The sequence below is a fragment of the Streptomyces sp. CA-294286 genome, assembly GCF_050947155.1.
Lineage (GTDB): Bacteria > Actinomycetota > Actinomycetes > Streptomycetales > Streptomycetaceae > Streptomyces.
Window position 1 is genome coordinate 5,564,241 of sequence record NZ_CP192005.1, and the last position, 24,808, is coordinate 5,589,048.

Annotated in this window: 25 protein-coding genes; 16 read left to right on the top strand and 9 right to left on the bottom strand. The window is 73.1% G+C overall.

Going from position 1 to position 24,808, the window contains the following annotated elements; genetic code table 11:
* The first annotated feature begins 39 nt into the window (after positions 1 to 39).
* Positions 40 to 501 carry a hypothetical protein gene (locus tag ACQPZG_RS29275; protein WP_433548681.1) on the top strand — a complete coding sequence of 154 codons (462 nt, stop codon included), beginning with the start codon at positions 40 to 42 and terminating at the stop codon, positions 499 to 501.
* 247 nt (positions 502 to 748) lie between these two features.
* Here the strand turns inward: ACQPZG_RS29275 and ACQPZG_RS29280 are convergent, their stop codons facing one another.
* Together ACQPZG_RS29280 and ACQPZG_RS29285 are read right to left on the bottom strand one after the other, a co-directional pair.
* On the bottom strand, positions 749 to 1,357 hold the full coding sequence (locus tag ACQPZG_RS29280; protein WP_433548682.1) for a hypothetical protein: 609 nt from the start codon (positions 1,355 to 1,357) through the stop codon (positions 749 to 751).
* A 133-nt stretch (positions 1,358 to 1,490) separates the two neighbouring features.
* Positions 1,491 to 2,129, bottom strand: coding sequence for a TetR/AcrR family transcriptional regulator (locus tag ACQPZG_RS29285; RefSeq protein WP_433548683.1), 639 nt, complete (start codon positions 2,127 to 2,129; stop codon positions 1,491 to 1,493).
* 78 nt (positions 2,130 to 2,207) lie between these two features.
* Here ACQPZG_RS29285 and ACQPZG_RS29290 point away from each other — a divergent pair, with 78 nt between their 5' ends.
* Positions 2,208 to 3,440: an FAD-dependent monooxygenase gene (locus ACQPZG_RS29290; protein ID WP_433548684.1), complete on the top strand. Its 1,233-nt coding sequence runs from the start codon at positions 2,208 to 2,210 to the stop codon at positions 3,438 to 3,440.
* Positions 3,437 to 4,342 (top strand): Gfo/Idh/MocA family protein, encoded by a 906-nt coding sequence (locus ACQPZG_RS29295; protein ID WP_433548685.1) that lies wholly within the window; start codon positions 3,437 to 3,439, stop codon positions 4,340 to 4,342. The genes ACQPZG_RS29290 and ACQPZG_RS29295 overlap by 4 nt, the downstream gene beginning before the upstream one ends.
* Here the strand turns inward: ACQPZG_RS29295 and lnt are convergent.
* From lnt to ACQPZG_RS29315, 4 genes are all read right to left on the bottom strand, one after another.
* Positions 4,266 to 5,879: an apolipoprotein N-acyltransferase gene (gene lnt / locus ACQPZG_RS29300; RefSeq protein ID WP_433548686.1), complete on the bottom strand. Its 1,614-nt coding sequence runs from the start codon at positions 5,877 to 5,879 to the stop codon at positions 4,266 to 4,268. The genes ACQPZG_RS29295 and lnt overlap by 77 nt on opposite strands.
* Before the next feature lie 167 nt (positions 5,880 to 6,046).
* Complete coding sequence (locus ACQPZG_RS29305; RefSeq protein ID WP_433548687.1) at positions 6,047 to 6,556, bottom strand: nuclear transport factor 2 family protein; 510 nt, start codon at positions 6,554 to 6,556, stop codon at positions 6,047 to 6,049.
* Positions 6,557 to 6,745: 189 nt separating this feature from the next.
* Positions 6,746 to 7,624: an undecaprenyl-diphosphate phosphatase gene (locus tag ACQPZG_RS29310; protein WP_433548688.1), complete on the bottom strand. Its 879-nt coding sequence runs from the start codon at positions 7,622 to 7,624 to the stop codon at positions 6,746 to 6,748.
* Between the two features lie 260 nt (positions 7,625 to 7,884).
* Positions 7,885 to 8,703, bottom strand: a complete 819-nt coding sequence (locus tag ACQPZG_RS29315) for a TVP38/TMEM64 family protein (RefSeq protein ID WP_433548689.1) — start codon at positions 8,701 to 8,703, stop codon at positions 7,885 to 7,887.
* A 49-nt stretch (positions 8,704 to 8,752) separates the two neighbouring features.
* Here ACQPZG_RS29315 and ACQPZG_RS29320 point away from each other — a divergent pair, with 49 nt between their 5' ends.
* The 3 genes from ACQPZG_RS29320 (at position 8,753) to tuf (ending at position 11,137) form a co-directional block, all read left to right on the top strand.
* Complete coding sequence (locus tag ACQPZG_RS29320) at positions 8,753 to 9,469, top strand: DNA alkylation repair protein (RefSeq protein ID WP_433548690.1); 717 nt, start codon at positions 8,753 to 8,755, stop codon at positions 9,467 to 9,469.
* Positions 9,470 to 9,660: 191 nt separating this feature from the next.
* Positions 9,661 to 9,834: a hypothetical protein gene (locus tag ACQPZG_RS29325; protein ID WP_433548691.1), complete on the top strand. Its 174-nt coding sequence runs from the start codon at positions 9,661 to 9,663 to the stop codon at positions 9,832 to 9,834.
* Between the two features lie 130 nt (positions 9,835 to 9,964).
* Entirely contained in the window at positions 9,965 to 11,137 is a 1,173-nt protein-coding gene (tuf, locus tag ACQPZG_RS29330; protein WP_433548692.1) for an elongation factor Tu, read from the top strand.
* 60 nt (positions 11,138 to 11,197) lie between these two features.
* Here tuf and ppk2 read toward each other — a convergent pair whose 3' ends face one another.
* Positions 11,198 to 12,199, bottom strand: a complete 1,002-nt coding sequence (gene ppk2, locus ACQPZG_RS29335; RefSeq protein ID WP_433548693.1) for a polyphosphate kinase 2 — start codon at positions 12,197 to 12,199, stop codon at positions 11,198 to 11,200.
* Positions 12,200 to 12,798: 599 nt separating this feature from the next.
* On the opposite strand from ppk2, the gene ACQPZG_RS29340 reads away from it, so the two are divergent.
* Both ACQPZG_RS29340 and ACQPZG_RS29345 read left to right on the top strand, forming a co-directional pair.
* The gene (locus tag ACQPZG_RS29340; protein WP_433548694.1) at positions 12,799 to 14,385 is read left to right on the top strand and encodes a S8 family peptidase; all 1,587 of its coding nucleotides are present in this window, start codon (positions 12,799 to 12,801) and stop codon (positions 14,383 to 14,385) included.
* Positions 14,386 to 14,642: 257 nt separating this feature from the next.
* Complete coding sequence (locus tag ACQPZG_RS29345) at positions 14,643 to 15,476, top strand: mechanosensitive ion channel family protein (protein ID WP_433548695.1); 834 nt, start codon at positions 14,643 to 14,645, stop codon at positions 15,474 to 15,476.
* A gap of 71 nt (positions 15,477 to 15,547) precedes the next feature.
* Here ACQPZG_RS29345 and ACQPZG_RS29350 read toward each other — a convergent pair whose 3' ends face one another.
* Positions 15,548 to 15,862, bottom strand: coding sequence for a DUF6401 family natural product biosynthesis protein (locus tag ACQPZG_RS29350; protein ID WP_433548696.1), 315 nt, complete (start codon positions 15,860 to 15,862; stop codon positions 15,548 to 15,550).
* 174 nt (positions 15,863 to 16,036) lie between these two features.
* Between ACQPZG_RS29350 and ACQPZG_RS29355 the strand changes: the two genes are divergently transcribed.
* From ACQPZG_RS29355 to ACQPZG_RS29365, 3 genes are all read left to right on the top strand, one after another.
* The gene (locus ACQPZG_RS29355) at positions 16,037 to 17,170 is read left to right on the top strand and encodes an AI-2E family transporter (RefSeq protein WP_433548697.1); all 1,134 of its coding nucleotides are present in this window, start codon (positions 16,037 to 16,039) and stop codon (positions 17,168 to 17,170) included.
* A gap of 217 nt (positions 17,171 to 17,387) precedes the next feature.
* Positions 17,388 to 18,281 carry a patatin-like phospholipase family protein gene (locus ACQPZG_RS29360; RefSeq protein WP_433548698.1) on the top strand — a complete coding sequence of 298 codons (894 nt, stop codon included), beginning with the start codon at positions 17,388 to 17,390 and terminating at the stop codon, positions 18,279 to 18,281.
* Between the two features lie 34 nt (positions 18,282 to 18,315).
* Complete coding sequence (locus tag ACQPZG_RS29365; protein WP_433548699.1) at positions 18,316 to 19,164, top strand: spermidine synthase; 849 nt, start codon at positions 18,316 to 18,318, stop codon at positions 19,162 to 19,164.
* Between the two features lie 96 nt (positions 19,165 to 19,260).
* Here the strand turns inward: ACQPZG_RS29365 and ACQPZG_RS29370 are convergent, their stop codons facing one another.
* Entirely contained in the window at positions 19,261 to 20,400 is a 1,140-nt protein-coding gene (locus ACQPZG_RS29370) for a hypothetical protein (RefSeq protein WP_433548700.1), read from the bottom strand.
* Between the two features lie 132 nt (positions 20,401 to 20,532).
* On the opposite strand from ACQPZG_RS29370, the gene ACQPZG_RS29375 reads away from it, so the two are divergent.
* The 5 genes from ACQPZG_RS29375 to ACQPZG_RS29395 all read left to right on the top strand — a co-directional run bounded on the left by ACQPZG_RS29375 (position 20,533) and on the right by ACQPZG_RS29395 (position 24,787).
* Positions 20,533 to 20,970, top strand: coding sequence for a DUF4442 domain-containing protein (locus ACQPZG_RS29375; protein ID WP_433549596.1), 438 nt, complete (start codon positions 20,533 to 20,535; stop codon positions 20,968 to 20,970).
* A 268-nt stretch (positions 20,971 to 21,238) separates the two neighbouring features.
* The gene (locus tag ACQPZG_RS29380; RefSeq protein ID WP_433548701.1) at positions 21,239 to 21,793 is read left to right on the top strand and encodes a gamma carbonic anhydrase family protein; all 555 of its coding nucleotides are present in this window, start codon (positions 21,239 to 21,241) and stop codon (positions 21,791 to 21,793) included.
* Positions 21,794 to 22,374: 581 nt separating this feature from the next.
* Positions 22,375 to 23,136, top strand: a complete 762-nt coding sequence (locus ACQPZG_RS29385) for an acyltransferase (RefSeq protein WP_433548702.1) — start codon at positions 22,375 to 22,377, stop codon at positions 23,134 to 23,136.
* A 95-nt stretch (positions 23,137 to 23,231) separates the two neighbouring features.
* On the top strand, positions 23,232 to 23,804 hold the full coding sequence (locus ACQPZG_RS29390) for a helix-turn-helix domain-containing protein (RefSeq protein WP_433548703.1): 573 nt from the start codon (positions 23,232 to 23,234) through the stop codon (positions 23,802 to 23,804).
* A 239-nt stretch (positions 23,805 to 24,043) separates the two neighbouring features.
* The gene (locus tag ACQPZG_RS29395) at positions 24,044 to 24,787 is read left to right on the top strand and encodes a hypothetical protein (protein ID WP_433548704.1); all 744 of its coding nucleotides are present in this window, start codon (positions 24,044 to 24,046) and stop codon (positions 24,785 to 24,787) included.
* The last annotated feature ends 21 nt before the right edge of the window (positions 24,788 to 24,808 follow it).

Consider the following 24,808-nt stretch of genomic DNA (forward strand, 5'->3'; position numbering starts at 1 on the left):
AGGGCGTACCGGAGAAGCAGCGGGCAGCGGAGGCCGACGATGGAGCAGCAGGAGGCGTCCCAGGACGCCGTGACGACACGGATCGGGCAGACGGCGATCCTGCTCCACGCCGGCGACCGGCAGGAGGCGCGCAGCAGGTTCGGCGCCCTCTGGGAGGAGATCGGCGCCACCGGTGACGCCCGCCACCGCTGCCTGCTCGCCCACTACATGGCGGACGCGCAGGACGACCCGCGGGACGAACTGCTCTGGGACCTGCGGGCCCTGGCAGCCGCCGACGACGCGGCGGGCCCCCTGGGCACCGGTTCGACGCCGCTGCGCGGCTTCTATCCGTCGCTGCACCTCAACCTCGCGACGGCCTACGCGAAGCTCGGCCGCCGGGAGGCGGCCCGCAGCCATCTGCGCCGGGCGAAGGCCCTGTGTGACGCCCTCGTCGACGACGGTTACGGCCAGGGTGTCCGCGGGGCGATCGGACGGCTGGACGCGCGGCTGGCGGGGGACTGACCCGCGCCCCCCGCCGTGGCCCGCGACGTGCCGGGCCCATGAGCTTCCGGTGCCCTCGGCCTTTCGTGCCCCCGCCGTGTGGCCCGCGACGTGTCGGACCCACAAGAGCCTCCGGTGCCCTTGGCCCTTCGTGCCCCCGCCGGCGGCCGTGCGTCGACCCCAGTGTCTCGGCCCCGCGTGCCCCGCACCTCCGTGCCCCGTACCTCCGTGCCCCGTACTTCCGTGCGTTCGCGGCCTCTCCCGCCCGTCACCCCCCGTACGTCTCCCGGCAGATCCGTGCCTCGGGGCTGTTCGTCCTCCAGCCGCCGTAGCCGGTGCCGAGGGCGCAGACGTCGGCACCCGTGACGGGGACCTTCGGCAGCTCCGGTGCCGGGTTCGCCTTCCGCTTGCGCTTCGCCGTGCCGCGGCCGGGCTCGTCGCGGGACGTGGGCGCGGCTTCCCGGCCGGACGTGCGCCCGGACGCGCGCCCTGAGTCGCGCCCGGACTTGTCTCCCGGCCCGGTCCGGTCGGCGGTGGCCCCGCGGGCGGGCGGTTCGGCGCGCTTCGGCCCGGGGCGGCCGACGGGCCCGTGCGCCGCCTCCTGGTCCGCCTGCCGTGCGGCGGGCCGCCGGGGCTCGGGCAGCTGCTCCGTCGGCAGCATGGCCGCCTCCAGTACTTCGCGTACCGGGGCCTCCACGAGCCGCTCGGGCTGCCCGCCCTGGCCTGCGGGCTGCGGCGGGCGTGGCGCCGACGGCTGCGAGGCGGGGGGCTGCGGCGGGGCGGTGGGGGAACCGTCCGGCCCCGCCCCGGCGGCCATGCAGCCCGACGCGGCGGTCACGGCCATCCCCACCAGAAGCGTCGCTGCGGCTCTCGTCACGGTTCTTGTTCGATGCACGCGCGCAACTCTGCTGATCACGGACCCGGTTGGGGAAGCCGGAAGCCCGATATTGGCCCGCACGAGTGACGAATCGGTCGCCGCGCACGTGTGGAGCATCCCGCGCGGCAGCCGTTCACGTGCCGAGCATCCCGCGCAACAGCTCCGCGAACCCCGTGCGGAGTTCTTCCTCGGTGGGCACCGCCGAGTGGTAGGAGCCCGCCGCGCACGAGAACATCAGCCCTTCGACCCACGCGATCAGTGACAGCGCGTGCCGTTGCGGTTCGGCCGATCCGGCCGCCGTCATCATCGCCTCCAGCGGCTCGCGGAACCGGACCTTCCCCGCCGTGTCGTAGAACTCCCGCAACTCCGGCCGCCGGGTGGCTTCCAGGGCCAGTTCGTAGCGGGCCACGAGCAGGTCGCGGTGCCCGCTCAGGTGCCGGTGCAGCACGGCTGCCAGCATCCCGGGCAGGTCCGCGGTGCTCGCGCCGGGGCCGCCGGGCAGGGCGTTGAGGCCGAGCACGCGTGCCTCCAGCACGGCTAGGCGCTGCGTCGCGGTCTCCAGGAGTGCCTGCCGGGTGCGTGCGTGGTTGGACGTGGAGCCCTGGGGCAGCCCGGCGGCCTCGTCGACCGCACGGTGGGTGAGGCCGCGCATCCCCCGCTCGACCAGGAGTCCCAAAGCGGCGTCGGCGATCAGGTCCGCGCGCGGGGAAGCGCCGGCGGAGAGGGCGCCCGGAAGCGAGGAGGGGGCGGTGCGCGAGGTGCGAGCGGTCATGGGGCCAATCTACCGCCCTCACTACGGGTGTAGTAGCGTCTGGATCGTCACTACGGATGTAGTCGCCCAGGAGGAGTCATGTCCCCACAGCCCCACGGCCGCGTGCTGGTCGTCGGCAGCGGAATCGGCGGCCTCACCGCCGCGCTCGCCCTGCATCAACGCGGTCTGCGAGTCACCGTCCTGGAGCGGGCCGCCTCCCTTGAGCCGGTCGGCGCCGGCATCGTCCTGGCCCCCAACGCACTGCGCGCACTCGACGTCGTCGGCCTCGGCGACACCGTCCGCCGCCTCGCCGCCTGGCAGGGCCCCGGCGGCGTACGCACACCGGGCGGTCGGTGGCTCGCCCGTACGGACAGCTCGGCGGCCGTCCGGCGGTTCGGCGACCCACTGGCCCTCGTCCACCGGGCCACCCTCGTCGAGGCCCTCGCCGCCCGGCTGCCCGACCGCACGATCCGTACCGGCGCCCCCGCCCAGCTCGTCGACTGGGGAGCGGTGGACGGCAGGCCCGCGGTCGTCCGCACGCCCGACGGCGACCTGGAGGCAGACCTCGTCGTCGGGGCCGACGGCGTCCGGTCCGGCGTGCGCGGCACCCTCTTCCCCGAACACCCCGGCGTCACCTACGCGGGGTTCACCGCCTGGCGCGTCGTCGTGCCCGCCCCCGCGGAGCCCTTCGCGCCGCACGAGACCTGGGGCCGCGGTCAGATCTGGGGCACCCAGCCGCTCAAGGACGGCCGGATCTACGCGTACGCCGCGGCCACCGCCCCCGCCGGGGAACGCAGCCCCGACGGCGAGAAGGCCGAACTGCTGCGCCGGTACGCCCACTGGCACCGTCCCGTCCCGCAGATCCTCGACGCCGCCACCGACGCGACGCTGCTGCGCGGCGACGTGCACCACATGAGCACCCCCCTCCCCGCCCACCACCGGGGCCGCACCGTCCTGATCGGCGACGCCGCGCACGCGATGTGCCCGGCCCTGGGGCAGGGCGGCAACCAGGCCGTCGAGGACGGCATCGTCCTGGCCCACCACGTGGGGCCGGCCCGCGATCTCGGCGCGGCCCTCGCCGCGTACACCGCCGACCGGTTGCCCCGCACCACGGGCATCGTCCGCACCTCCGCCCGGGTCGCCCGGCTGACGATGCTCAGCGGCACGCCCGCGGCCGGCCTGCGGGACGGCATGACGGCCCTCGCCCGCTTCGCCCCCGGCCTGGCGCTGCGCACCTTCGACGGGATCGCCGACTGGCGTCCGCCGCAGCGCACGTATGCTGCCCCCACACCCGTTCACCAGGCACGACGACAGGAAGAGGGACACCCGTGAAGGTCGGCGTCATCGGGCTCGGAGACATCGCGCAGAAGGCGTACCTGCCGGTCTTCGCCACCCTGCCGGACACGGAACTGCACCTCCAGACCCGCACCGCCGCGACCCTGGCCCGGGTCGCCGAGGCGCACCGGGTCCCCGCCGAGCGCACGCACACCGACCTCGAAGGGCTCCTCGCCCAGAGGCCGGACGCCGCGTTCGTGCACGCGTCGACCAGCGCCCACCCGGAGATCGTCACCCGGCTCCTGGAAGCGGGCGTCCCCACGTACGTCGACAAGCCCCTCGCGTACGAACTCCACGAATCCGTACGCCTGGTGGAGCTCGCCGAGGAGCGCGGCGTCAGCCTCGCCGTCGGCTTCAACCGGCGCCTCGCCCCCGGCTACGCACAGTGCGCCGAGCACCCGCGCGACCTGATCCTCATGCAGAAGAACCGGGTGGGCCTGCCCGAGGACCCGCGCACCTTCGTCCTCGACGACTTCATCCACGTCGTGGACACCCTGCGCTTCCTGGCCCCCGGCGAGATCGACCACGTCGACGTGCGGACCCGGTCGGCCGAGGGCCTCCTGCACCACGTCGTCCTCCAGCTCTCCGGCGAGGGCTTCACCGCCATCGGCACCATGAACCGGATGAGCGGCTCCACCGAGGAGATCCTCGAAGTCTCCGGCCGGGACACCAAGCGGCAGGTCCTCAACCTCGCCGACATCGTCGACCACAAGGGCCAGCCGAGCGTCCGCCGCCGCGGCGACTGGGTGCCGGTCGCCCGCCAGCGCGGCATCGAGCAGGCCGTCACCGGCTTCCTCGACGCCGTGCGCGCCGGGAAGCCGCTCAGCGCCCGGGACGCGCTGGCGACCCACGCACTGTGCGAGCGGATCGTACGGGCGGCCGTGGAGCAGGCTTCCTGAGGCTGCGCACCCCCTCCGCGGCGAGCAGCAGCGCCAGCGCGCACATGGCGAGGGTGACGGCCCAGTTGCCGTACCTCGCGTACGGGGTGAGGCCGTGCGCGAGCGGTACGTCGTACACGGCGGCCGCACTGCGGTCCGTGCCCAGCGGCTCGCCCACTGGGGCGCCGCCCGGCCCGTACACCGTGCTGACCCCGGTCAGCGTGGCGTGCACCATCGGCCGCCCGGTCTCCGCGGCCCGCAGCGCCGCCAGCGAGGCGTGCTGCCGCGGGGCCCAGCTCCCCTGGAACGTGGACGTCGCGGACTGGGCGACCAGCAGCTGTGCGCCGTCCCGCGCCAGCCGCCGGCTCATGTCGGGAAACGCGGACTCGAAACAGACGAGCGGACCCAGCCGCAGCCCGTTCGCCAGCGGCATCACCACCTGGTGCGTGCCGCGCAGCCGGTCCTCGCCCGCCGCCCTGCCCACGGAGGTCGCCCAGCCGAGCACGGCGCGGGCCGGGACGTACTCGCCGAACGGGACGAGCCGCATCTTGTCGTAGCGCGCCTCCGTCGGCCCCCGAGGCCCCACCAGGATCGAGGACTTGTGGATCCCGGGCCGGTCGGAGCGCCGCGCGTCGACGTTGACGAGGACGTCCGCGCCGACCAGCCGGGACAGCGCGGCGAGCCGTTCCGCCACGTCGGGGCGGGCCGTCAGGTCCTCGCCGACGCTGCTCTCGCCCCACACGACCAGGTCGACGCGCTGGCCGGCGAGGGTGCGGGTCAGCTCCTCGCCGCGTGCCAGCCGCCGCCCGGCGGAGCCGGCCCCGTCGAACACCCCCGGCTGCACGACCGCGACCCGGGCCGTGTGGACCTGCGCCGGCCGCGGGGCCCAGAGCCAGCATGCGCCGACGAGCAGCACACAGGCCACCAGTGCGGATACGGCGGCGGTACGGGCGTACGGCAGCGTCAGCAGCACCACGAGAAGGACGTTGACGGCCACCACCAGCAGACTGACCAGCCAGACTCCGCCCAACGAGGCGAGCCGCAACCCGGCGGTGACCTCCCACTGCGACGAGCCGAGCAGCCCCCACGGGCCGCCCAGTCCCTCCCAGGAACGGGCGAGTTCCACCATCAGCCAGCCGGAGGGCAGCAGCACGACCGCGGCGAGGGCGCGGGGCACGGTCGGCCCGCCGCCCAGCATCAGCCGTACCAACCACCCCCACGGCAGCCACAACAGCCCCACCAGAGCCGCCAGCAACAGGGTGAACACATGCAGACTCGGCAGCAGCCAGTGGTGCACGGCGAGGACGAACCCGGCCCCGCCCAGCCAGCCGTCCAGCGCGGCCCGCCGCCCGGTCGGAGCGGACCGGGCCAGCAGCATCCACGGCACCAGGGCGACGTACGCGAACCACCACAGCCCCGGGGCGGGGAAGGCCGGCGCGGGCAGCATCCCGGCCCCGACGGCCGCCGCGCCACGCCCACCGCGCGAGGCGAGGACGCGCTTCACGGCGGCGGACGGACCCTGTCCCGGGCCGCGGCCGGGCGTCCAGCGCTTCGCCATCCCGCGCCTCCTCACCAGCGCCCACGTGATGCCCCCAGTGTGGGGGAGGGGCGCCACCGGGGACAGTGGGCCTCGGACGACGCGCGGGCCGCGCCCGGCGGGCGCCGGACGACGCGCGCCGGGGCCGGGGGGCTGCCGGACGCAGCGAGGACCGGGGCCCGGGGACGTCAGACGATGCCCGCCCCGGTGCGCCGCCACTTCTCGTGGACGGTGACCCGGTGCACGCGCCAGGAGCCGAAGCTGTCGTCGTCGGCGGAACGCAGCAGGCGGAAGGTGTAGCGCCCGCCGGTGACGAAGTTCGGCGCGAACGAGCCGGCGGGCTCTTCGCCCGTACGGTCGTCCGGCGTGCGTTCCAGCCGCATCGGATTGAGGTAGTCCGCCTGGAGTTCCGCGCCGTCCCCGCTGTTCCCGTCGAGTTCCTCCAGGCGGAGGCGGCGGTTGACGATCAGGTGCTGACGCACGGGAAACAGCATCAGCATCTCGGCGAGCCACCCGCAGACCTCGCGGGCCGGTCCCTCGATGCCGCCCGCCGAACGGTAGTCGGCGCGTCCGTCCGGTGTGAACAGGGCTTCGTAGGCGGGCCAGTCGCCGTCGTCGACGGCTACCGCGTAGGCGGTGACCACCGCGTCGACGGCCAGCCGGTCCATTACGGTCGCGAGTTCCACACGCTGTGTCATCGGGTCAGTCTCCGGCAGAGGGGGCGTGGGGCCAAGGGGCCCCGCGCGACGCCCGCACCGCGCGTCCCCGTCCAGGACAGCCGCACCGCGCGCCCCCGTCCAGGACAGCCGCACCGCGCGCCCCCGTCCAGGACAGCCGTACCGCCCGGCGGCGCGACACAAACGTCCGGCCCCCGCCCCCGGGACGCCTCAGCCCGCCGACTCCCCGGCGTGCGGACTCAGCACACCGGTGCCGACCAGTACGAACAACAGGACGCCCAAGGCCACCCGGTAGTAGACGAACGGCATGAAGCTCCGGGTGGAGATGAACCGCATGAACCACGCGATCACCGCGTACCCCACCACGAAAGCGATCACCGTCGCGAAGACCGTCGGGCCCCACGACACGTGTCCACCGACGTCCTTCAGCTCGTACACCCCCGAGGCCAGCACCGCCGGGATCGCCAGCAGGAACGAGTACCGCGCCGCCGACTCCCGCGTGTAGCCCATCAGGAGGCCGCCGCTGATGGTCGCGCCGGAGCGGGACACGCCCGGGATCAGGGCCAGTGCCTGGCAGCAGCCGTAGATCAGACCGTCCTTGATCCCGAGGTCCTTCAGCGTCTTGCGGTGGTTCCCGGCCTGGTGCCGCCCGCTGCCCGCGTTCGCCTCCGCCCGCGCGGCCAGCCGGTCCGCGAAGCCGAGTACCAGGCCCATCACGATCAACGTGGTCGCGATCAGCCGCAGATCGCGGAACGGGCCCTCGATCTGGTCCTTGAGGGTGACGCCGAGGACCCCGATCGGGATCGAGCCGACGATCACCAGCCAGCCCATCTGCGCATCGTGGTCCCCGCGCATCGACTTGTCCCGCAGCGAACGGAACCAGGCTCCGAGGATCGTCGCGATGTCCTTGCGGAAGTAGATGAGGACGGCCGTCTCGGTGCCGATCTGGGTGATGGCGGTGAACGCCGCCCCGGGGTCCTGCCAGCCCGCGAAAGCGGCCGTCAGACGCAGATGGGCGCTCGACGAGATGGGCAGGAATTCGGTCAGGCCCTGGACCAGCCCGAGGATGAATGATTCGAACCAGCTCATGAGGGTGGCGCCGTCCCGGATCGAGGCGCAGCGGTGCGGGAGAGCACTGCGCGGGGGGTGGGGTGAGTGCGCAGCGTACCCAGTGAAGGTGGCCGATCGGTGATCAGCGGGCAACAGGCGTGGCCCGGTGTCGCACCCGCGAGTTCACCCGGCGCGGGGCGTCCCGGTCCGAGCGCCGCGCACGTGCCGGCCCCCGCCCGGCCCCGGCCCGGCGTGCGCCCGCCGGGTGCCGCGGGGTCCGCACGGCGCGGACCGCGCGCTCAGCCCTTCGGGAGCGGGAGTACGGGAACCTTCCCGGCCGCCGCGGTCGGAGCCCCGTTGCCCTGCACGTCCTCGGAACTCGCCACGAGCACTCCCGTCCCCGCCGATCGGCCGATCGAGTGACGCTTGCGCCACGCCACCACCGCACCCGCGATGCTCGACACCACGATGAATCCCGCCGAGATCAAGAACGCGGGCGACCGCGGCGACGCGGCCTCGCTGCCCGCTATGACGTACGCCAGGGTGTTCGGAATCGACCCGAGCCCGGTCGCCGTGAGGAACGAGAAGTACCGCATCCGCGAGACCGCCGCGCAGTAGTTGGCGGCGGCGAACGGCACTCCGGGGAACAGCCGAATCGCCAGCATCGAACGGAAACCGTGCCGGCTGAGCACCCCGTCCGCCGCGAGCAGCACCCTCCCCCGCAGCATCGGGCGCAGCGCGTCCTGCCCGAGCAGGCGGCCCAGACCGAACGAGATCCCCGCCCCCAGCACCGTTCCGCCGATGGACGCGGTGAGGCCCAGGGCGGTGCCGAAGAGAGCGCCCGCCGCCAGGTTGAGGATCGGGCGCGGCACGAACGCGACCGTGCACAGCCCGTACGCCACCCCGAACAGCACCGCCGCCATGGCTCCGCCCAGCTGTGGCGGCCACCCGTCGGCCAGCATCTTCTGCGGCTCGTACAGCAGGACCGCGGTGGCCGCCGACGCCAGCACGACCGCGAGCAGGAAGAGCCGCGCCCAGGGCGACATCAGCGCCTTGGCGAGGCGAACCGAGCGCGGTCGGTCCGTGCGGGCCGGGGCCCGGGGGGCTTGGTCGAACATCCGGGGAGACTAACTGACATACGGGTGTGATCGCCGTAATGTGCACCGCATGAACCGCTTGTCCCGTACGGCTGACAGCGGTCCGCCGAGCGCGCTGGCGGACACCGTCCTGGCACGGCTGACCAGCGTGTACCCGACGGCGGCGGACCCCGTACAGGCCGGTCGGGCAGCCGCGTACATGCGAAACATCACTCCCTTCCTCGGTATCCGCACTCCCGAACGCCGCGCGCTCTCCCGGGTGGTGCTCGCCGGCACTCCGCAACCCCAGGAGGCGGACTGCACGGCGATCGCGTTGCGGTGCTGGCAACTGGAGGGCCGCGAGTACCAGTACTTCGCCGTCGACCACCTGCGACGGCACGTCGGACGGCTGTCCTCCGGCTTCCTGCCCGTGGTCCGTCGGCTGATCGTCACCCTCCCCTGGTGGGACACCGTCGACCTGCTCGCCGTACACGTCGTCGGCCCGCTCGTCGCCGCGGACCCGGAACTCGGCTCCGTCATGGACGAGTGGATCGACGACGAGGACGTGTGGCTCATCAGGGCCGCCCTGCTGCACCAGCTCCGCCGCAAGGACGACACCGACACCGGACGGCTCTTCGCCCACTGCCTGCGCCGGGCCTCCCACCCGGACTTCTTCGTCCGCAAGGCCATCGGCTGGTGCCTGCGCGAGTACGGCAAGACGGACCCGGCGGCGGTACGGGCCTTCGTCGCGGCGCACCGCGAGGAACTGTCGCCGCTGTCCGCGCGGGAGGCCCTGAAGAACCTCTGACCGGCGGTGCGGGGACTGCCGTGGGCGCGGGCGCGTCGGCCGGGGGACGCGTGGGGTGTGCGGGTGTGCCGGCGGGGGCGCGTCGGGGCGGGGGTGCCGACGGGGGCATGTCGGCGGTGCGGGGCGTCGCCGTTTCCCGCCGCCGGGAAAACCGTTCGACCCGAACGACCCGATCGGCGATGATCGGTCCCATGTTCCGGTACGCCTTCCTCGCAGCAACGCCCGCAGTCGCGGGCGCTGTTCGGGCTGCCGGTTCCCCGCTCGCCGCACTCGGCTCCGGCGCAGCAGTCCTCGCCGCACTCGGCTCCGGCGCAGCCGTCCTGGCCGCATCCGGCCCCGACGCCTTCGGCGGCGCCCGAAGCTGACCCTCCCCGGACACTCCGGCGGACCCCGCAGGGGGAGGGTCGGTCGGATCCAGGGGTCCCCGTCTCCCGCCGCACGGCCGCTCGGCCCGGCACCGAGACCTCAGCTTCGTGTCACCCCGAAGGAAGAGTCATGCCCAAGACGGCATACGTCCGCACCAAGCCCCACCTCAACATCGGCACCATGGGTCACGTCGACCACGGCAAGACCACCCTGACCGCCGCCATCACCAAGGTCCTCGCCGAGCGCGGGACCGGCACCTTCGTCCCGTTCGACCGGATCGACCGGGCGCCGGAGGAGGCGCTGCGCGGCATCACCATCAACATCGCGCACGTCGAGTACGAGACGGACACCCGCCACTACGCCCACGTCGACATGCCCGGCCACGCCGACTACATCAAGAACATGGTCACCGGCGCCGCCCAGCTCGACGGCGCGATCCTCGTCGTCTCCGCGCTCGACGGCATCATGCCGCAGACCGCGGAGCACGTCCTGCTCGCCCGTCAGGTCGGCGTCGACCACGTCGTCGTCGCCCTCAACAAGGCGGACGCGGGCGACGACGAGCTCACCGACCTGGTCGAGCTGGAGGTGCGCGAACTCCTCACCTCCCACGGCTACGGCGGCGACTGCGTACCGGTCGTGCGGGTGTCGGGGCTCAAGGCACTGGAGGGCGACCCGCGCTGGGCCGGGTCCATCGAGGCGCTGCTCGACGCCGTCGACACGTACGTGCCGATGCCGGAGCGCTACGTCGACGCACCGTTCCTGCTCCCGGTGGAGAACGTCCTCACCATCACCGGGCGCGGCACCGTCGTGACCGGGGCCGTCGAGCGCGGCACCGTCGCGGTCGGCGACCGGGTGGAGGTGCTCGGCGCCGACGTCGAGACGGTGGTCACCGGGCTGGAGACCTTCGGCAAGCCGATGGACAGTGCGCAGGCGGGCGACAACGTCGCGCTGCTGCTGCGCGGGGTGCCCCGTGACGGGGTACGTCGCGGGCACGTCGTGGCGGCCCCCGGAAGCACCACGCCCGCGCGGCACTTCACCGCCCAGGTGTACGTCCTGTCGGCGAAGGACGGCGGCCGGTCGACGCCGGTGGCCTCCGGCTACCGGCCGCAGTTCTACCTCCGTACCGCGGACGTGGTCGGCGACGTGGACCTCGGCGAGGCCGCCGTCGCGCGGCCCGGCGAGACCGTCACCATGACGGTCACGCTCGGGCGTGAGGTTCCGCTGGAGCCGGGCCTCGGCTTCGCGATCCGCGAGGGCGGGCGGACGGTCGGCGCGGGCACGGTGACCGAGGTCCTCGGCTGAGGGACCGGGCCGACGGTCCGGGATCGGCCCGGTCCAGGCAGCTCGGTCCGGTCCGGGCCGTCACTCCTCCTCGGGGTGCCGGCCCGGCCCGTCGCCCTCGCCCAGCAGCGGGGTGGGGGAGAGGTCGGTGGGTTCCTCGCCGCTCTCCAGCAGGGTGTCGGCGGAGCCGATGACGAGCGGGTCCGCCTTCCCGACCGCGCTCCCGTCCTTGGCCGTGTAGTCGCAGCGCAGCAACAGGTGGCGCATCGCCTCCAGGCGTCCGCGCCGCTTGTCGTTGCTCTTGACCACGGTCCACGGCGCGTGCGGGGTGTCCGTCGCGCGGAACATCTCGACCTTCGCCTCGGTGTACGCGTCCCACAGGTCGAGCGACGCCAGGTCGGTGGGGGAGAGCTTCCACTGCCGTACCGGGTCGACCTGGCGGATGGCGAACCGGGTGCGCTGCTCGCTGCGCGAGACCGAGAACCAGAACTTGACCAGGACGATCCCGTCGTCCGTGAGCATCTGCTCGAACGCCGGGGCCTGTTCGTAGAAGTGCCGGTACTGGGCCGGGGTGCAGAAGCCCATGACCCGCTCCACGCCCGCCCGGTTGTACCAGGACCGGTCGAAGAAGACGATCTCCCCGGCCGAGGGGAGGTGCGTGATGTACCGCTGGAAGTACCACTGGCCGCTCTCGCGCTCGGTGGGTTTGTCGAGCGCCACGACGCGGGCCCCGCGCGGATTGAGGCGTTCGGTGAAGCGCTTGATGGTGCCGCCCTTGCCCGCCGCGTCCCGGCCCTCGCACACCACGACGACGCGCTGACCGGTCTCCTTCACCCACTTCTGGAGCTTGAGCAGCTCGATCTGGAGGATCCGCTTCTGACGTTCGTACGCGGTACGGCCGAGTTTCTTGTCGTACGGGTAGTTCTCGCGCCAGGTGCCCAGGGGGCGGCCGTCGCCGTCCAGGAGGATGGGCTGCTCGGGGCGCTCTTCGTCCACCAGCAGGCCGTCGAGCAGCTCCGCCTCGGCGGCGGTGGTGTCGTTCCGGCTCTGGAGGGGCGTCGCCGGTTTCGGGTCGTGGGCCACGGGGGCTTCCTTGCGTCGTCGGGGCGCGTGGTCGGCGGAGGGGGCCGGGCCGAGCCCGGGGCGGGCCGGGCCGAGCGGGACGGACGTGCGGGGCGGGAAGGGGAGAGGCCGGTGGTCCGAAGGCAGTGCTCGGTTCCATCCTGGCCGGAACCGCTCAGATCGGCATGCGGCCCCGTGGGCGGCCGGGGTCGCCACGGGAGCCGGGCAGCACGAGGGCGGGGGCCGGCAGGGCGACGCAGACGGCGGGCACGGCCACGACACACCTCGGTTCGGTTCGGAGCGGACCCCTCGGGAACGCGGGAACGTCCTCCGCGTGCCCGCCGACCGGCCGTGCATGCCCGCCGCGCCGACGCCGCCGCCGGAGGATGCGCCCGCGCGGGACGGGTGACGGCATATGACGACACGTCATGTCAATTCTGTGGCCGACGTGTTACGGGAGTGCAGGACCTCTTGTGGGGTTCAGGAGGATGGGCCAATCTTTCGGTGTCGGTCGGTCGGCGGCAAGCCGGACTTCACCGCACGTTGGCTTGTCATGCCCCTGCCGCACATTCCCCCACTGATGCACCCCACGGTGCACACCCATGAGGAGGACCCCTCCGATGTCGATGCGTCCTGCATCCGCCCGCAGCACGTCCCGAAGACTCGCCGTGGCCGGCGCCACCGCGGTCGCCGCCCTCGCGCTCGGCGCCGTCTCCGTCCTGCCCGCCGCCGCGGCCCCCACCGCCGCCGAAGGGCTGATCGAGAACGCGGGAGCGGCCGACGCCGTCCCGGGCAGCTACATCGTCACCCTCAAGGAGTCCGCCGTCGACGCGGAGTCCGCGCAGGGCCAGGCGCTGGCCAAACGGTACGGAGCGAAGATCAAGGACACCTACGAGCGGGCCCTCAACGGCTACGCGGTCGAACTGTCCGAGGCGCAGGCCAAGAAGTTCGCCGCCGACCCCTCGGTCGCCTCGGTCGCCCAGAACCGCGTGTTCACGATCGACGCCACCCAGCCCAACCCGCCGTCCTGGGGCCTGGACCGCATCGACCAGCGGGCGCTGCCGCTCGACCGGAGCTACACCTACCCCGACTCCGCGGGCGAGGGCGTGACCGCGTACGTCATCGACACCGGCGTGCGCATCTCCCACAGTGACTTCGGCGGGCGCGCGAGCTACGGCTACGACGCGATCGACAACGACAACACCGCGCAGGACGGCAACGGCCACGGCACGCACGTCGCGGGCACCGTCGGCGGCAACGCCTACGGCGTCGCCAAGAAGGCGAGGATCGTCGGCGTACGCGTACTGAACAACCAGGGCTCCGGCACCACCGCCCAGGTCGTCGCGGGCATCGACTGGGTGACGAAGAACGCCGTCAAGCCGGCCGTCGCCAACATGAGCCTCGGCGGCGGCGTGGACAGCGCGCTGGACACCGCCGTACGCAACTCCATAGCCAGCGGCATCACCTACGCCGTCGCGGCGGGCAACAGCGGTGCCAACGCCCAGAACTACTCCCCGGCGCGCGTCGCCGAAGCGATCACCGTCGGCTCCACCACCAACACCGACGCCCGCTCCAGCTTCTCCAACTACGGCAGCGTCCTGGACCTCTTCGCCCCGGGCTCCTCCATCACCTCGTCGTGGCACACCGGCGACACCGCCACCAACACGATCTCCGGCACGTCGATGGCCGCCCCGCACGCGGCGGGAGCCGCAGCGCTCTACCTGGCGGGCAACAGGTCGGCCACCCCGGCCCAGGTCTCCTCGGCACTCTCGGCCGCGGCCACCCCGAACGTGGTCACCAACCCGGGCACCGGCTCCCCGAACAAGCTCCTGAACGTGGGCAGCTCGACCACGCCGCCCCCCGGCAAGCGCTTCGAGAACGCCACCGACGTGGCCATCCGCGACAACGCCACCGTCGAGTCCCCGATCACCGTCACCGGCGTCGCGGGCAACGCCCCGTCCGCCCTGAGCGTCCCGGTCGACATCAAGCACACCTACATCGGCGACCTCAAGGTCGACCTCGTCGCCCCCGACGGCAGCGTCTACACCCTGAAGGGGTACGGCACGGGAGGCAGCAGCGACAACATCAACCAGACGTACACCGTGAACGCCTCCTCGGAGGTCGCCAATGGCACCTGGAAGCTGCGGGTGAGCGACAACGCGGCCCAGGACGTCGGCAGGATCGACCTCTGGGCGCTCCAGTTCTGACCCCGGGCGCTCCGGCTCCGACGCCGGGGACGGCCGGTACGCACGAGCACGACCGGGCCTGACAGGACACCGGCCCCGCACCGCACAGGGGCCTGTCACCTTCCTGTCACCCACAGAGGGCGGACGCCGCACGGCGTCCGCCCTCACCCCGTTTCCTCACCCGTTCGGCGGGCCCGGGAGCGGTGCCGGAAGGCGCCCGGAGCACGGCGCTGATAGGCACGACGCAGAGACGTGACGCGTCGACGAAAGGTCTGATCGTGCTCTCACCCCAGATCCTGCCCACTCCCCAGATACGACTCCCCGCGGACAGCGTGCTCGCGGTCGAGTTCCAGCAGGGCATCACCGATGCCTGGTCCAAGGTGGCCCAGTTCGTCCCGAAGCTCGCCGCGTTCCTGGTGATCCTCGTGGTCGGCTGGATCATCTCGAAGATGATCGCCAAGGTGCTCGACCGGGTCCTGCGCAAGGTCGGCTTCGAACGGCTCAGCGAACGGGCGGGTTCCGCCCGCGTCTTCAACGACTCCCAGTACGACGCGACCTCACTGGTCTGCAAGGTCGTGTACTACGCCCTGCTGCTGGTCACCCTCCAGCTCGCGTTCGGCGTGTTCGGACCCAACCCGGTCAGCGGCATGATCGACGGCATCGTGGCCTGGCTGCCGCGGGCGCTGGTCGCCCTGGTCCTGGTCGTGGTCGCCATGGCGATCGCCAACGCCGTGCGCGGCGTGGTCTCCGGCGTGCTGTCGGCCGCCTCGTACGGGCCGATGGTGGCCCGGATCGTCTGGGCGGTCATCGTCGCCCTCGGCGTGATCGCGGCACTCGGCCAGGTCGGCATCGCCACCACCGTCACCCAGCCGGTGCTCATCGCCACGCTGGCCGCGGTCGCGGGCATCCTCGTCGTCGGCGTCGGCGGCGCCATGATCCAGCCGATGCGCGGGCGCATCGAACGCTGGATGGACACGGCCGAGGCGGAGACCGGCCGGATGCGGGCCCAGCAGCCCGCCGCCGGCACGCCCGACAACGCCTACCAGTCGGGCCGCGAGGACGCGCTGCGCAACCAGCCCGTCACGGACACCGAACGGGTCGACCCCATGTGACGCCGTCCGAAGCGTGACGTACGCACCCCGCACGACCCCGGCCCGGTCCCGCACTCTCGTGCGCGGCCGGGTCAGGTGCGTGGGGCGACCAGGCGGTGGCGCCGTACGAGATAGCTCAGCGCGGTCAGCCGGCACACGGCGTAGTCGTACGCGACCGGCTCGTGCCACCCGGTCTCCGTCAGCGCGTCCACGAACCCCAGCGCGTAGTCGGCGAGCGCGGCCCGGTCGGGCGCGGGGGGCTCCAGGCCGGCACTGTGCGCGCCGAGCCGCTCGCGGATCTCGGCCACATGCTGGTCGACCGCGGCGGCGAAACCGGGCTCGAAGGCGAATTCGGCGAAGCGCCGCTCGAAGTCGGCGCAGACCTTGGTCAGGACACAGGACGTCACCCCGCGAGCGTACGGGAGGAAAGGGTGGGAAAACGGGCCGCTGGACGTGACGTCGGTCGCGAAAATCCGGAACCCGGGTAGCACGACACCGCCGCCGCGGTGGGCAGGAGAGGCTGTACGCCGGAAAGGGACCCACTCCTGCCGGTGCTCACCGCCCAGGTCCCACCGAGCAGAATGGCCCCCATGTTGAGCTCCGAGAAAACCGCCGCCGTGCTCCGGCGCACGGCACGCGTATCCGTCGATCTGCTTCTGGTGCTCGCGATGACCACCGTCGCCCTGTGGCTGGTGGGGAAGATGTGGTCGGTGGTCTGGCCGCTGGCCGTGGGCCTCCTCCTCACCACGCTCACCTGGCCCGCCACCAGGTTCCTGCGCAGGCACGGATGGCGGCCCGCGCCGGCCGCGTCCCTGGTGACGGTGCTCTTCCTGGTCCTCTTCGCCGGCATCGTGGCACTGATCGCGGTGCCGGTGGCCTCCCAGTCCGGTGAGCTGACCAAGGGGGTGGTCGCGGGCATCCAACAGCTGCGCGAGTGGGCGGCGGGACCTCCGCTCAACATCGACGACGCCCAGATCACCCACGGCCTCGACGCCGCCGTCGACCGCGTGCAGAACAGCGCGGGCAGCGTGGTGACCGCCTTCGGGACGGGCGTGAGCGCGGTGGCCAACGGCGTGGTCACCGCCGTGCTGGCGCTCTTCCTGATGTTCTTCTTCCTCAAGGACGGCACGCGCTTCCTGCCGTGGCTCACCCGCCAGCTCCCCGGCCGCCTCGCCACCGACGTGCCGGCCGTGGCCACGCGCTGCTGGCAGACGCTGGGCACCTTCGTCCGCTCCCAGGCGCTCGTCGGACTCATCGACGCCGTGTTCATCGGCATCGGCCTGTGGATCCTGGGCGTTCCGCTGGTGCTGCCGCTGGCGGTACTCACCTTCGTGTCCGCGTTCGTGCCGATCGTGGGCGCCTTCTTTGCCGGGTTCGTCGCCGTGCTCATCGCCCTGGTGTCGAACGGTCTGACGGACGCGCTGATCGTCCTGGCGATCATCGTGGTGGTGCAGCAACTGGAGGGCAACGTCTTCCAGCCCATGATCCAGAGCCGTGGGCTGGGCCTGCACGCGACGGTGGTGCTGCTGGTGGTGGTGCTGGGCGGAAACCTGGCCGGTGTGGTCGGCAGCCTCCTCGCCGTACCGGTGGCCGCGCTGACCGCGGTGATCTGGAACTACCTGCGCGCCCAGCTCGAAGAACCGGCGGAGCAGGAGGAGCCGGTCGACGGGCCGGCCGCCGACGAACCGTCCGGCGGGGCCACCGCTACGGCGTAGGCCGGGCCCGAGCCGTCCGGCCCCGGGAGCGCGTGCGGAACCGTACCGCTGCACGAAGGGAAGGCCGACCGGAAACCGCTGCCCGGGGAGGGGCGAGCGGAGGAAGAGCTTCCGCACCGTACGGGAAGCCCGGCGGCGGACCCCCCCTCCTGCCGGGCGCGACGCGAGGAGGCCCCCGGGGGCGTGGGGCCTCCTTTCGTGCGCGAGACTTCGGCCCATGGCAGACACGGCAGACACCACGGGCCGGCCGCCGGGCGCGGACACCGCACTGGTCCTCGGAGCGGGCGGGCTCACCGGCGTCGGCTGGGAGATCGGCATGCTGCACGGCCTCGCCGAGTCCGGCGTGGACCTGAGCACGGCGGACCTCGTCGTCGGAAGCTCGGCGGGGGCGATGGTCGGCGCCCAACTGCTGTCCGGGCGCATGTCGCTCGGCGAGCTGTACGCGCGACAGCTCGCGGCCCCACCGGGCGGCGGGGCCGCCGGAGGCATCACCCCCGGGCTCTTCATCCGGTACGCGCGGGCGGTGCTCGGCTCGCACAGCCCCGAGGAGTACGGGCGCAGGCTCGGCCGGATCGCCCTCGACGCCCTGGAGAAGGGCCGGACCCCGACGCCGGAGGAACGGCGCGAGGTGATCGCGGAGAGACTGCTGTCGGACGAGTGGCCCGCGCGGCCCCTGCGCGTCACCGCCGTCGACGCGCTCACCGGGGCGCTGCGCGCCTTCGACCGGGCGAGCGGGGTGCCGGTGGTGGACGCCGTCGCCGCGAGCTGCGCCGTACCCGGCCACTGGCCGCCGGTCACCCTCGCGGGACGGGCCTGGATCGACGGCGGGGTCCACTCGGCCGCCAACGCCCACCTCGCCACCGGATACCACCGCGTCGTCGTCCTCGCGCCCAGCACGCTCGGCAACAAGGTCGTCGTCTCCCCGGCCGCGCAGGCCGCAGAACTGTCCGCGAACGGGGCGAGGACCTGCGTCGTCATGCCGTCAGCCGCGGCGCGGAAGGCGTTCGGCCGCAACTCGCTCGACCCGGCCGCCCGCGCGTCGGCGGCCCGTGCGGGACGGGAGCAGGCCGCCGCCGAGGCCCGGTCGGTGGCGGCGGTGTGGCAGCCGTGAGAGGGGACGGCGCGCCGCGGGGGACACTGGGCGGATGAACGAATCCGTGCCCGTCGTCCGGGACGTCGACGGCGGAACTGCCAGACTCATGCCCGACGTCGACCGGGCACGTGCCTGGCTCCTCACGGTCGACGGCGCGCCCCAGTCGTACGTCGACCTGGACGAGCCCGCGTACCTGGAGTTCGAGTACGCGCGCAGGCTCGCCCACGTCGTCGACTGCGCGGCGGAGGACGGCGCCCCGCTCGACGTGGTGCACCTGGGCGGCGGCGGACTCTCGCTGCCCCGGTACGTCGCCGCCACCCGCCCCGGCTCCCGGCAGGACGTGGTGGAGTCCGACCGGGGGCTGCTCGCGCTGGTGACCGAGCATCTGCCGCTGCCCGCGGGCGGCGCCGGGATCTCCGTGTACGGGCAGGACGGGCGGGCCTGGCTGGAGGAGGCGGGCGACGCCTGCGCCGACGTGCTGATCGCGGACGTCTTCGGCGGATCGAGGGTGCCCGCGGCCTTCACCTCGGTCGGATACGCCCGGGAGGCGGCGCGGGTGGTGCGGCCGGGCGGGATCTACGCGGCGAACCTCGCGGACGGCGCGCCCTTCGATTTCCTGCGCTCCCAACTCGCCACGTTCGGTGGCGAGTTCGCCGAACTCGCGCTGATCGCGGAGCCCGGGGTGCTGCGCGGAAGACGGTTCGGGAACGCGGTCCTGGTCGCCTCGCAGGAACCCATCGACACCGGCGCGCTCGCCCGGCGTACCGCGGCGGACGCCTTCCCCGCCCGTGTCGAACACGGGGCGTCGCTCGGCCGCTTCGTCAACGGCGCGACAGCGGTGTCCGACGCGGACGCGGTGGCGTCACCGGTGCCGCCCGAGGGGGCCTTCGGCGTGGGGTGAGCCCGGGACGCCGACAGGGAACCGACGGAACGGGGGCCCTCCGCGCGATCGCGGCGGACCCCCATCGGTCGGCGGAAGCCCCCCCGGGTGAGGCGGCTATTCGGCGGCCAGACGGACGGTGCTGAGGATCTTCTTGACCGTCGCGTCGGGCACCTCGTCCGGGACGCCCTTGGCGCTGTGCAGGATCCACGTCCGGAAGTCGCCCTTGGCGTTCTTGAAGCTGAAGGCGTACGCCTTGCCGTCAGTGACGCACTTGGAGGTCTTCTTCACGCCGATCGCGGTCGCCAGCGAAAGGCTGCCCTCAAGACCCGAGGCCGTGGTGTAGGGCTCGCCCTTGCCTACCTTGACCTTGTCCCTGGCCTCCTGCGCGTACCCGCCGAACACCCAGTTGCCCGCCTGGCCCTGGGCCACCTCGGCGGTGTTCTTGGCGCCCGTGATGGTGCCGGTGGTGCCCGACTGGGACAGGGTGGTGTCCTCCTGCTTCCCGTCCTTGTCGCCGTCGTCGGTGCACCACTTGTCCTTGAGCTCCGCGACCGAGGACATGATGGCGAGCGTCTTGCCCGCCTTGTCCTCGAAGCCCATCATCGTGCCCGACGAGCCCACCTTCCACTCCGGCGGAACCTCGAACACGGAGCCGTGCTTGGGGTTGACGACGACCTTCCAGCCCGGAACGGTCGGCTTGACGTCGCCGCCCGCGCGCGGGTTGGCCACGCTGCCGCCGGGAGCGGGCGCCGCCGGGTCGGAGGCGCCCGCACCCGGCTGCTGCGAGGCGGCGGCGGTGGGCGACTGCGACGGGCTCCTGCCGTCGGCCCGGTCCTGCGTATCGTCCTTGTCCCCGAGGACGAAGATGCCGGTGGCGGCGAGGGCCGCCACCACCACGACGCCCGCCACCACGGCGGTGATCATGTTCTTCTTCTTGTCGTCCGGCGGGCCTTTGGGCCCGCCCGGACCGACGGGGCCGGGCTGCATGGGGACCGTGTAGTGGTCCGCGTACGGGTTGGACCCGGACGGCGGCGTCGGCACGGAGCCCGGCGCGGGGTATCCGTAACCGGGTGCCGGAGCGGGCTGCTGGTAACTGCCGGGCATCGCCGGCGGCTGACCCGGCGGAGGGGTCGGCTGCGGGCCACCGGCCGGCGGCTGACCGGGCGGTGGCGGTGTCTGGTACCCCGGCTGCTGGTACGGATTCTGGTCCTGCGGGTTCTGCTCGCCCCCGGGCGGCTGCTGTCCTGGCCACATGGCGAGTAACCATAGAGGGGAGGGGGCGGCAGGGCCACCGCCGCCCCCGGCGCAGAGCGGGGGGGACCTCGGGGAGGGATGGCCAAGAACTGCTACTCATGGGTAACATCCCGGTCCATGAGCGCAGATCAGATGTCCGTCGGCGAGATGCTCGCCGCCACGGTTCCCATGGCCGCCACACTGGGCCTGGAGTTCCTGGAGACCACCCCCGAGCGGGCGGTCGTCCGGCTGCCGGACCAGCCCGCCTACCACAACCACGTCGGCGGACCCCACGCCGGAGCGATGTTCACCCTTGCCGAGTCGGCGAGCGGCGCGATCGTGATCGCCGCTTTCGGCGATCAGCTGACGCGCGCCGTGCCGCTCGCCGTCAAGGCCGAGATCGGCTACAAGAAGCTCGCCATGGGCGTCGTCACGGCGACCGCGACCCTCGGCCGCCCGATCGCCGACGTCGTCGCCGAACTCGACGCGGGCGAGCGCCCGGAGTTCCCCGTCGAGATCGCGATCACCCGCGAGGACGGCGCGGTGACCGGCGACATGACCGTCGTCTGGACACTGCGGCCCAACAAGTAGGCGGACAGCGGGACTTCAGGTACGGGGCCGGTGGCCCGCCTCGGCGGAGGCGGGGCACCGGCCCCGTACCGTGTGCGGCCCCGGCCCGCCGGCGTGAGCGGGCCTGCCGCACTCGACCCCGAGGGCGGATCCGACCGCACTGCGCCCCCGGGGACGCCGCCGTCGCGGTCCTGACCAGCGGGATAGGCTGCCCGGCGCGCCGCCGGGCCGGGCGGCCTGCCCGGCGTGCCCCGGGGCGACGGCACGAGTACGTACGAGGGAGTACGCAATGACAGGAACAGCAGACCGGTCGGACCGCCATCTGGTCATGGGTGTCGGCGGCAAGCAGCCCCGCCTCGCGTCCGGGGTCTTCGTCGCCCCCACCTCTGTCGTGGTCGGCGAAGTCACCATGGCCGAGGGGGCAAGCCTCTGGTACCACGCGGTGCTCCGCGCCGACTGCGGCCCGATCGTGCTCGGTGCCGACACCAACATCCAGGACAACTGCACCGTCCACGTCGACCCCGGCTTCCCCGTCACCGTCGGCGAGCGGGTGTCCGTCGGCCACAACGCCGTCCTGCACGGCTGCACCGTCGAGGACGACGTCCTGATCGGCATGGGGGCGACGGTCCTCAACGGGGCCCACATCGGCGCCGGTTCGCTGGTGGCGGCCCAGGCGCTGGTCCCGCAGGGCATGCGGGTCCCGCCGGGCTCGCTGGTGGCCGGGGTGCCGGCGAAGGTGCGGCGGGAACTCACCGAGGAGGAGCGCGAGGGCATCAAGGTCAACGCGCTCATGTACCGCGACCTGGCACAGCAGCACGCACAGGCGGTACGGGAGCACGACTGAGGCGCTGGCCGAGCCCACGCGGAGGAACGGGGCCGGGTGCGCCGCACGGATTCCGTAGGCCCGCCACCGGGACTGCTGCGTCCGGCCGCGCCGCGGGTCCGAAGGGGCGTAAGGGGGACGGCTTCGTCATGGTGCGGATCGTGCACGGTATGCCTACTTGCGTCCTATCACTCCTCGACAGGAGAGCAAATGCGCACCATAGTCGGACGTGCGGTGGCGGCTTCGGCCTTGGCTGTCATCGCGATCGCGCCCCTCGCCGGGACGGCTTCGGCGAGTACGGTGCAGCAGAAGGCCTCATCGACGGCAGTGGCGGGCCATTGCCCGACCGACCACGGCCCCCGGTCCTGCCCGGACCGCCCGTGGCACCACCACGGGCACCTCGACCCCGGCCCGGACCTTCACCTCTGACCCGCGTGCCACCCCAGGTATCCCACCCGGGGTGCGGCACGACCGGAGCCGGCGGAGGGCCGTAGGGCGCACCGTCCCAGTGCGCCGTACGGCCCTCCGCCCGTGCCGTTCCGGTGGGGCAGATCACAGGGCTTCCCCGTGATCCGAACCGTCCCGACGACTACCGTGTGCGCGTGCCGAAGAACAGAAACACGTTCTCCTTCCCTGCCTCGCTCGCCGCCCTCACGGCCTGGCGGCGCCGGGCGACGACCCGCGCCGTGCACGACGGCTGGCGGCTGATCCAGCAGGCCGGAGCGGTGAGCGCGCAACGCCCGGGGAGACTGCGGTTCGGGTCGATCGGGCACGGCACCAAGCTCGCCTTCCCCCAGGGCACCGTCTTCGGCGAACCGTGGATCCACCTCGGCGACTACTGCATCATCGGCGAGAACGTGACCCTCACCGCCGGCATGATGCCCGACCTCGACCTCGGCCCCGACCCGATCCTCACCCTCGGCAACGGCGTCGTCCTCGGCCGCGGCAGTCACGTCATCGCCGACACCGCCGTCACCATCGGCGACGACTGCTACTTCGGTCCCTACGTGTACGTCACGACCACCAACCACAGTTACGACGACCCCGACCAGCCCGTCGGCAAGCAGTGGCCGCGCATGGAGCCCGTGGAGATCGGTCCGGGCTGCTGGGTCGGCACCAACGCGGTGATCCTGCCGGGCGCCCGGCTCGGCCGCAACGTCGTCGTCGCGGCGGGCGCGGTCGTACGGGGCGACGTGCCCGACCACGCGGTGGTCGCGGGCGCCCCGGCCCGGATCGTACGCCGCTGGGAGGGGGAGGACGGCTGGCAGCCACCGCTGCGCACGCCCGCCCCGGTGCCGATACCCGCGGACATCACTCCGGAACAACTCGTCGCGCTGGCGGAGTTGGACAAGGAAGCGTCCTGAGCGAGCCGATCCCGCTCGCACGGCCCCAGTAAACTGAACTCTCCGTTCACCATGCTGGACGGACTGGGCCACCTCGCACAGCGGACGGACGGAACGTGTCGGACCTCGACCAGCTCACCCAGTCGCTCGCCCGCAACCTCAAGAGGTGGCGGTCGGAGCGAGGCTTCACGCTCGACGCCCTGGCCGCCCGCGCGGGCGTCAGCCGGGGCATGATCATCCAGGTCGAGCAGGCCCGCACCAACCCCAGTGTCGGCACCACGGTGAAGCTCGCCGACGCCCTCGGCATCAGCATCGCCACACTCCTGGACCACGAACAGGGCGCCCGCGTACGCCTGGTGACGCCCCCACACAACGTGACGATGTGGTCCACCCCCGCGGGCAGCCGCGCCACGCTCCTCGTCGGCACCCAGAGCCGCGGACCCCTCGAACTGTGGTCCTGGCTGCTCATGCCCAACGACGCCTCCACCTCGGACCCGCACCCCACGGGCACCACGGAACTCCTCCACGTCACGGCGGGCGAGCTCACCCTGGTCGTCGACGGCACCTCCTATCCGATGCCCGCCGGGACCTCGGCGACCTTCGAGGCCGACGTCCCGCACGCCTACCGCAACGACGGCCCGCAACCGATGGAGATGACGGTCGCCACGGCCATCCCTCCCGCGAGGTGACCGGCGCCGACGGCCGACTGCCGTGCCTTCTCCGCGTGGTGACCGTCGCCGCCTGCCGGCTGTCGCCACCTTTCGCGTGGCGACGGCGGCCCCCGCCGACTGTCCCACCGCCCACCGCCCACCGCCGAGACTGTCCCACCGCCGCCCGCGTGGTGACCTCCGCCGCTCCGAAAGGTGACCCGGGCGCTCCCCATCCCTACGATGGCCGTCAGTGGTCGCGAAATGTGAACGGGGGACCCGTGGACGAGAACACCCACCCGGTGCAGCCGGGAGCGCCGGCGCTCCCGGCACAGGTGCAGGGCCGTGCCCTGACACCGGCTCAGGCCCAGGCGCTGGCACAGGCCCAGGGCGGGCCGCCGTGGGGCCCGCTGGACGACCATCTGCTCTACACCTGCGGTGTCGTCCACGACCTCACCCAGGGCCGCCTCCACCACCGGCCGCCGCTGCCCACCACCGCCCGCCTGAACCCCGGCGAGCTGTCCCTCGCTTCCGGCCCGGCCGCCCGCTCCACCTGGCGGGCGCTGGGCGACGGCTCGTACAACCGGTCCAGCACCATGGCCATGGGGTCCACCGGCTTCGTTGTCGGCGCCCTCGCCGTCAACGCCATGGGCAACGCCTCCCGCAGGAACCAGGCGATGGCCGCCGCCCAGCCCCGCTGGGTGGGGGAGGGGCAGGGCGAGGTCACCGTCACCGACCAGCGCGCGATCTTCTCGCACCCGCAGTCCTGGCTCGACCTCCCCTGGAACGGCCTGGCGACGATGGACCTGGCCGGCCCCGACACCATCGAGTGCGCCTTCCACGACATCAACGGCAAGGGCTACACCACGGTCCGCCTGCACAGCCTCTGGGCGTCCCTGATCTTCGTCCTCGCCGCCCACGCGGCCTTCCCCGCCCACCCCCGGCTGCTTACGCACGGCTGGCTGCCGCCGGGCTTCGAGGCACGCGCGGCAGCGTACGGAAGGCCCTGCCCGTCCGTACGCTGACGGCCGGGTCCTCACGCCGAC

Excerpts from the sequence above, each read along its gene's own strand:
- ACQPZG_RS29275 (WP_433548681.1), top strand. The coding sequence starts at position 40 with ATGGAGCAGCAGGAGGCGTCCCAGGACGCCGTGACGACACGGATCGGG.
- ACQPZG_RS29285 (WP_433548683.1), bottom strand. The coding sequence starts at position 2,129 with ATGACCGCTCGCACCTCGCGCACCGCCCCCTCCTCGCTTCCGGGCGCC.
- ACQPZG_RS29290 (WP_433548684.1), top strand. The coding sequence starts at position 2,208 with ATGTCCCCACAGCCCCACGGCCGCGTGCTGGTCGTCGGCAGCGGAATC.
- lnt (WP_433548686.1), bottom strand. The coding sequence starts at position 5,879 with ATGGCGAAGCGCTGGACGCCCGGCCGCGGCCCGGGACAGGGTCCGTCC.
- ACQPZG_RS29305 (WP_433548687.1), bottom strand. The coding sequence starts at position 6,556 with ATGACACAGCGTGTGGAACTCGCGACCGTAATGGACCGGCTGGCCGTC.
- ACQPZG_RS29310 (WP_433548688.1), bottom strand. The coding sequence starts at position 7,624 with ATGAGCTGGTTCGAATCATTCATCCTCGGGCTGGTCCAGGGCCTGACC.
- ACQPZG_RS29315 (WP_433548689.1), bottom strand. The coding sequence starts at position 8,703 with ATGTTCGACCAAGCCCCCCGGGCCCCGGCCCGCACGGACCGACCGCGC.
- ACQPZG_RS29320 (WP_433548690.1), top strand. The coding sequence starts at position 8,753 with ATGAACCGCTTGTCCCGTACGGCTGACAGCGGTCCGCCGAGCGCGCTG.
- ACQPZG_RS29325 (WP_433548691.1), top strand. The coding sequence starts at position 9,661 with ATGTTCCGGTACGCCTTCCTCGCAGCAACGCCCGCAGTCGCGGGCGCT.
- tuf (WP_433548692.1), top strand. The coding sequence starts at position 9,965 with ATGCCCAAGACGGCATACGTCCGCACCAAGCCCCACCTCAACATCGGC.
- ACQPZG_RS29340 (WP_433548694.1), top strand. The coding sequence starts at position 12,799 with ATGTCGATGCGTCCTGCATCCGCCCGCAGCACGTCCCGAAGACTCGCC.
- ACQPZG_RS29355 (WP_433548697.1), top strand. The coding sequence starts at position 16,037 with ATGGCCCCCATGTTGAGCTCCGAGAAAACCGCCGCCGTGCTCCGGCGC.
- ACQPZG_RS29360 (WP_433548698.1), top strand. The coding sequence starts at position 17,388 with ATGGCAGACACGGCAGACACCACGGGCCGGCCGCCGGGCGCGGACACC.
- ACQPZG_RS29365 (WP_433548699.1), top strand. The coding sequence starts at position 18,316 with ATGAACGAATCCGTGCCCGTCGTCCGGGACGTCGACGGCGGAACTGCC.
- ACQPZG_RS29370 (WP_433548700.1), bottom strand. The coding sequence starts at position 20,400 with ATGTGGCCAGGACAGCAGCCGCCCGGGGGCGAGCAGAACCCGCAGGAC.
- ACQPZG_RS29375 (WP_433549596.1), top strand. The coding sequence starts at position 20,533 with ATGTCCGTCGGCGAGATGCTCGCCGCCACGGTTCCCATGGCCGCCACA.
- ACQPZG_RS29380 (WP_433548701.1), top strand. The coding sequence starts at position 21,239 with ATGACAGGAACAGCAGACCGGTCGGACCGCCATCTGGTCATGGGTGTC.